We start from the raw sequence: 1,341 nt of genomic DNA on the forward strand, positions 1-1,341 counted from the left end.
TTCCTTGAGAAAACGCCCGCGGAACTCGGCAACCGGAACTTAGCAAAGATGGGCCGTGGGTGCCGGGATTGCCGGCTACGGGCCCCCACCCGGCTACGGGGCGCCGCCCCGGCCCGCGTTCAGCGTCGGTGACGCGTTCGGCTGGGCCTGGAACGCATTCACCAAAAACCCTGTGGCGCTGATCGTTTCGGCTCTCGTCTACGGGGTGCCTGGATACTCGGGAGGTTGGCTCATGTCCGTCCTTGCTGTCGGATTTCCAAGTGTGGCGAAGTTTCCTTGAGAAAACGCCCGCGGAACTCGGCAACCGGAACTTAGCAAAGATGGGCCGTGGGTGCCGGGATTGCCGGCTGCGTGCCTGGGCCGGCGCGGGCGTCGGCCGGTCGTGGTATGCCTGAAGCCGTGTCCGACGGTCTGTTTGACCTACCCGGCGCGTCGCAGCCGACCGATCACGGGCTGGGCGTGTCGGGCGGCGCCCCCCTGGCGGTGCGGATGCGTCCGGCATCGCTGGACGAGGTGGTCGGGCAGGACCATCTGCTGGCGCCCGGGTCCCCGCTGCGCCGCCTGGTCGAGGGTTCGGGCGTGGCATCGGCCATCCTGTACGGGCCCCCCGGCAGCGGCAAGACGACGCTGGCCGCGCTGATCTCGCAGGCGACCGGGCGCCGGTTCGAGGCGCTGTCGGCCCTGTCGGCCGGTGTCAAAGACGTTCGGGCGGTGATCGATAGCGCGCGCCGGGCGCTGCTGTCCGGCGAGCAGACGGTGCTGTTCATCGACGAGGTGCACCGGTTCTCCAAGACCCAGCAGGACGCGCTGCTGTGGGTCTTGGAGAACCGGGTGGTGCTGCTGGTCGCGGCGACCACCGAGAACCCCAGCTTCTCGGTGGTGGCGCCGCTGCTGTCCCGCTCGCTGATCCTGCAGTTGCGGCCGCTGAGCGCCGACGACATCCGCGCGGTGGTGCAGCGCGCGATCGACGACCCGCGCGGGCTGGGCGGTCAGATCGCCGTCGCCCCCGAGGCCGTCGACCTGCTGGTGCGGCTGGCCGCCGGCGACGCCCGGCGCGCGCTGACGGCGCTGGAGGTCGCCGCCGAAACTGTGCGGGCGGCCGAACCCGGTGGCGAGTTGACCGTCGCCGCCGTCGAGCAGTCCCTGGACGAGGCCGCGGTGCGCTACGACCGGGACGGCGACCAGCATGCGGGCCAGGTAGTGCAGCGCGGCGTCGACGTCGGAGCCGCGGATCGACTTGATGAAGGCGCTGATGACGTCGTAGTGCTGGTCGCCGTCCCGGTCGTAGCGCACCGCGGCCTCGTCCAGGGACTGCTCGACGGCGGCGACGGTCAACTCGCC

Annotated in this window: 1 pseudogene; it reads left to right on the plus strand. The window is 70.8% G+C overall.

The features are described 5' to 3' along the window. Positions 1 to 387 precede the first annotated feature (387 nt). A pseudogene (locus A5646_RS12430) lies at positions 388 to 1,230 on the plus strand (AAA family ATPase); the annotation flags it as partial. Positions 1,231 to 1,341 lie beyond the last annotated feature (111 nt).

It is taken from the genome of Mycobacterium sp. 1245499.0, assembly GCF_001673615.1.
GTDB classification, from domain to species: domain Bacteria; phylum Actinomycetota; class Actinomycetes; order Mycobacteriales; family Mycobacteriaceae; genus Mycobacterium; species Mycobacterium europaeum_A.